Source organism: Mesorhizobium sp. M7A.F.Ca.CA.002.15.2.1, assembly GCF_003998715.1.
Taxonomy (GTDB): Bacteria; Pseudomonadota; Alphaproteobacteria; order Rhizobiales; family Rhizobiaceae; genus Mesorhizobium; species Mesorhizobium ciceri.
Map to the genome: position 1 here is coordinate 1 of NZ_RZPI01000427.1, position 4965 is coordinate 4965.

General features: G+C 63.7%; 4 protein-coding genes. 3 read left to right on the plus strand and 1 reads right to left on the minus strand.

Annotated elements, in window-relative coordinates; translation table 11 throughout:
* Positions 1–103: 103 nt before the first annotated feature.
* A complete protein-coding gene (locus ENZ74_RS21670) occupies positions 104–1003 on the plus strand; it encodes an NAD(P)/FAD-dependent oxidoreductase (protein WP_063169920.1) in 900 nt (299 codons plus the stop codon).
* On the opposite strand, the gene ENZ74_RS21675 is transcribed toward ENZ74_RS21670, so the two are convergent.
* A complete protein-coding gene (locus ENZ74_RS21675) occupies positions 1000–1776 on the minus strand; it encodes a DeoR/GlpR family DNA-binding transcription regulator (protein WP_013528029.1) in 777 nt (258 codons plus the stop codon). The genes ENZ74_RS21670 and ENZ74_RS21675 overlap by 4 nt on opposite strands.
* A gap of 403 nt (positions 1777–2179) precedes the next feature.
* Here ENZ74_RS21675 and ENZ74_RS21680 point away from each other — a divergent pair, with 403 nt between their 5' ends.
* Positions 2180–3067 carry a phosphotransferase family protein gene (locus ENZ74_RS21680; RefSeq protein ID WP_063169919.1) on the plus strand — a complete coding sequence of 296 codons (888 nt, stop codon included), beginning with the start codon at positions 2180–2182 and terminating at the stop codon, positions 3065–3067.
* Positions 3064–4965, plus strand: a 1902-nt coding sequence (locus ENZ74_RS21685) for an FAD-dependent oxidoreductase (RefSeq protein WP_164761123.1), incomplete at its 3' end; no start/stop codon positions are given. The genes ENZ74_RS21680 and ENZ74_RS21685, both read left to right, overlap by 4 nt.

Here is a 4965-nt window from a genome sequence, read left to right on the forward strand (position 1 = left end):
AACGCCGCGGAAAGGCTGCTGGCGGAGAAGCTGAGCCGCATCACGCTGGCTGACCTGACCGCCGATTTCCGCCGCCGTTTTGACCTCATTGGAGTCTCCAGCCATGCAGTATGATCTTGCCGTCGTCGGCGGCAGCTTTGCCGGCCTGTCCGCCGCCATCCAGGTGGCGCGGGCAGGACGCAAGGTGCTGGTGATCGACGCCGGCCGGCCGCGCAACCGCTTTGCCGAGCATTCGCACGGCTTCCTCGGACATGACGGGCGCGCGCCCGGCGCAATCCTGGATGACGCAAGGCGCCAACTACTGGCCTATCCGACAGCCAGGGTTGTCGACGGGCGCGCCGACAAGGCCCTTGCCGCTGGCAGCAGCGATTTCGAAATCACCACCGAGGGTGGCGAGACATTCGGCGCGGCACGGCTGGTACTGGCCACTGGGGTGCGCGATATCCTGCCGGAGGTTGCCGGGCTTGCCGAGCTCTGGGGAAAGAGCGTGCTGCACTGCCCCTATTGCCACGGCTACGAAGTTTCCGGCGGGCCGCTCGGCGTGCTCGCAACCGGTCCGATGTCCATGCATCAGGCACAGCTGATCACCGATTGGGGCGATGTCACGCTGTTCGGCAATGGCCTGTTCGAGCCTGACACAGAGCAGATGCGCGCGCTGGAGAGCCGAAAGGTGCGGTTTGAGCCCACCAGCGTTGCCGAGCTAGAGGAAGACGGCTCCGGCGGATTGATCGTCCACCTCGACGACGGCAGAAAGGCCGGCGTCAGGGCGGTGTTCACCGCTCCGCGCAATATCATGGCCAGCCCGCTGGCCGAACAGCTCGGCTGCGGCTTCACCGAAGGCCTCCTCGGCCCGGTGATATCAGTCGACGACAGGCAGCAGACGACCGTGCCCGGCGTCTACGCCGCCGGCGACGCGGCACGTTCGATGCACAACATCGCCCTTGCAGTATCGGGTGGCACCTTTGCGGGCGTCTGCGCCCACCAATCGCTGGTCTTCGGCTAGAACCCGGCTTCCGCGCCGGCGATGCTGAGCCGGGCGCCGGCCTGCGCAAGGGCGGCGGCCAGGTCGTGCGGCGGCGAGCGGTCGGTGGCGAGTTCGGAAAAGCTGTCGAAGCCGCAGACCTGGACCAGACCAAGACGGCCGAATTTCGAGTGATCGGTGATGACGAGGGACCGCTGGCCGCGCGACAGCACCATGCGGGCGAACTCGGCCTCATCCAGATCAAAATCCATGACGCCCATCACCGCGTCGACGCCCCCGGTGGAAATGATGGCGTGACTGACCGAGAAGCGACTGACAAAATCGATCGCCGAGGCGCCGAAAGCAGCACCGGAATCGCTGCGCAACTCGCCGCCGGCCATATAGACCTTGTTGCCGTTGATGGTGGCCAGCGTGCGGGCGATGTCCGAGGAATTGGTGACGACCGTCAGGCGCCGGTGGCCGAGCAGTTCACGCGCAAGGAACGAGGTCGTCGTTCCGGTGTCGAGCATGATGGATTCCCCGTCGCGGATGGTGGCGGCGACCATGCGGGCAATGACGCGCTTGGCGTCGGCGTTCTCACGCATGCGCCGCTCGAACGGCGCTTCGCCGATCATTGACGGCAGGCCGATGGCGCCATGCATCTTGAGGACAGAGCCATCACCGGTCAGCGGCTTGACGTCGCGGCGCACCGTCTCGAGCGACACGCCCAGCCGGTCGGCCAGACTGGCGATGGTGACGGTGCCCTCTTCCTGCAGGAGCCGCAGGATCTCGCCGTGTCGTTTGGACTGGGCCATCTGGTTTCCCGAACTGATGCTCTTGACCGATTCTAAGGTAATTCAATTGCTTTTAAAGGAACTACCTTATGCTTTCAGGCAAAATACCCAAAAAAAGTCACAGCTTTTTATTGACAAGCGGGAAACCCTGGCGTGAAATCAAAGACATTAACAGGCTTCAGATCTGCGACTGGGGGCAGAGCCGCAACTCAGCGATCAGGCCGTTTGGAACGTGCCTGTACAAGGAATTTTCAGATCCGCGGGGGCGGATGCCGGGCTCAAAAACCTGGCCAAGGGGCTCGTCGGTGCGGTGCGGGATACCGATCCTGGCGTCCCGCACCGACGAGATTATTTACGTTTCTCCCCGCCGTCGTTGCGCTGTTCACGGCGCCTTGTCGAAGCCCAGCAAACCAGGGATGATTCCGTGACCGCCGAAGACCGCATCCGCGCCCTGCCCTGCTGGACCGGTGGCATCGAGATCGCACCGCTGCCCGGCGGTCTGAGCAACGCGAATTATGTGGTCACGGACGCGGCGGGACGACACGTCGTGCGCTTCGGCAAGGACTATCCGTTCCACCATGTCTTTCGCGAGCGCGAGGTGATGACGGCGCGGGCGGCGCATGCCGCCGGTTTCGCGCCGGCCGTCCGCCATGCCGAACCGGGCATCATGGTCACAGAGTTTCTCGGCGCCAAGACCTATCTCGCCGAGGACGTACGCGCCAATCTTGGCCGCGTCGCAGCCCTGATGCGCGCCTTTCACCGGGAGATGCCCACTCACGTCTCCGGCGCCGGCTTCATGTTCTGGGTGTTCCATGTCATTCGCGACTATGCGCGCACGCTTGAAGAAGGCGGCAGCCGCAAGCGCAGCGACCTGCCGCGCCTGCTGACGCTGGCCGACGAACTGGAGCGCGCGCAGAAACTGCTGCCGATCGTCTTTGGCCACAATGATCTGTTGCCGGCCAACATTCTCGACGACGGCAACAGGCTGTGGCTGATCGACTTCGAATATGCCGGCTTCAACACGGCGATGTTCGACCTCGCAGGCGCCGCCTCCAACGCCGGCATGAGCGACGAGGAATCCTTCGCCTTCCTGACCGCCTATTTCATGAAGGAACCGGACGAAGCGATCCGCCGTTCGCACGCGGCCATGCAATGCGCCTCGCTGCTGCGCGAGGCGATGTGGAGCATGGTGTCCGAGCTCTATCTCGACGCGCCCGGTATCGACTACGTCGCCTACACCGAGGAAAACCTCGCCCGGCTCGACACGGCGCTGGAAAACTACAGAACGAAGTACGGGATGCAGAAATCATGACATTGCCGACCCAGGCCGCCATCGTCGTCATCGGCGGTGGCATCATCGGCTGTTCGACGGCTTATCATCTGGCGCGCGACCACAAGGCCGATGTCGTTCTGCTCGAACAAGGCAAGCTGACCTCGGGCTCGACCTGGCATGCCGCCGGCCTTGTCGGCCAGTTGCGCTCGTCGGCTTCGATCACCCGCGTGCTGAAATACTCCGTCGACCTCTACAAGGGCCTCGAGGCCGAGACCGGCCTTGCCACCGGCTGGAAGATGACCGGCTGCCTCAGGCTCGCCACCAATGCCGACCGCTGGACCGAGTACAAAAGGCTGGCGACGACGGCGAAAAGCTTCGGCATGGACATGCAATTGCTATCACCGGCGGAAGTCAAGGCAATGTGGACGCTCATGGAAACCGGCGATCCTGTCGGCGCCTCCTGGCTGCCGACCGATGGCCAGGCGAGCCCCTCCGACATCACGCAGTCGCTGGCCAAGGGCGCGCGCATGCATGGCGCCAAACTGTTCGAGGATGTCCGCGTCATCGGCTTCGAAATGAAGGACGGCCGCATCACGGCGGTGAAGACCAACAAGGGCGACATTGCTTGTGACAAGGTGGTCAACTGCGCCGGCCAGTGGGCGCGGCAGGTCGGCGCCATGGCCGGCATCAACGTGCCGCTGCAGCCGGTGAAGCACCAGTACATCATCACCGAGAAGATCGACGGACTGGCGACCGACGCGCCGACCATCCGCGATCCGGACCGGCGCACCTATTTCAAGGAAGAGGTCGGCGGGCTGGTGATGGGCGGCTATGAGCCGAACCCGCAGGCCTGGGCTACTGGTCTCCCCGGCGGTGACGTCCCCAATGATTGGGAATTCAGGCTGTTCGACGATGATTACGACCATTTCGAGCAGCATATGAGCCAAGCGATCGCGCGCGTGCCGGCACTGGAAACCGTCGGCGTCAAGCAGATGATCAACGGGCCGGAGAGTTTTACGCCGGACGGCAATTTCATTCTCGGCACAGCGCCCGAATGCGCCAACATGTTTGTCGGCGCCGGCTTCAACGCCTTCGGCATCGCCTCGGGCGGCGGCGCTGGCTGGGTGCTGGCGCAGTGGGTGGTCGATGGCGAAGCACCGCTCGACCTGTGGGTGGTCGACATCAGGCGCTTTGCTAATTTGCACCGTGACCGTCAGTGGGTCTGCGACCGCACGCTGGAGGCCTATGGCAAACACTATACGATCGGCTTTCCGCATGAGGAGTATGCCAGCGGGAGGCCGCGCATCGTCTCGCCGCTCTACGACAGGCTGAAACAGCAAAATGCCGTGTTCGGCTCGAAGCTCGGCTGGGAACGGCCTAACTGGTTCGCGCCCGAAGGCGTCGAGCCGCAGGACATCTATTCGATGGGCCGGCAGAACTGGTTTGTGGCGGTCGGCGACGAACACCGGCATGTGCGCGAAAAAGTCGGCATCTTCGATCAATCCTCCTTCGCCAAATACGAGCTGAGCGGGCCCGATGCGCTGAAGGCGCTGGACTGGGTCTGCGCCAACGACGTCAGCAAGCCGGTCGGCCGGCTGACCTACACGCAGCTTCTCAACACACGCGGCGGCATCGAGGCCGATCTGACGGTGGCGCGGCTGGCCGAAGAGAAGTTCTACATCGTCACCGGCACAGGCTTCCGCACGCATGATTCCTCGTGGATCGGCGATCATATCGGCGAAGGGCTCGATGCCAGGCTTGTCGATGTCACCGAGGATTTCGGCACGCTGTCGCTGATGGGTCCTCGGGCGCGCGACGTGCTTTCGGCCGTGACCGAAGCCGACGTCTCAAACGTGAGCTTCCCGTTCGGCCATGTGCGTGAGATTGCCATCGCCGGCCACACAATTCGGGCGCTGCGCGTCACCTATGTCGGCGAA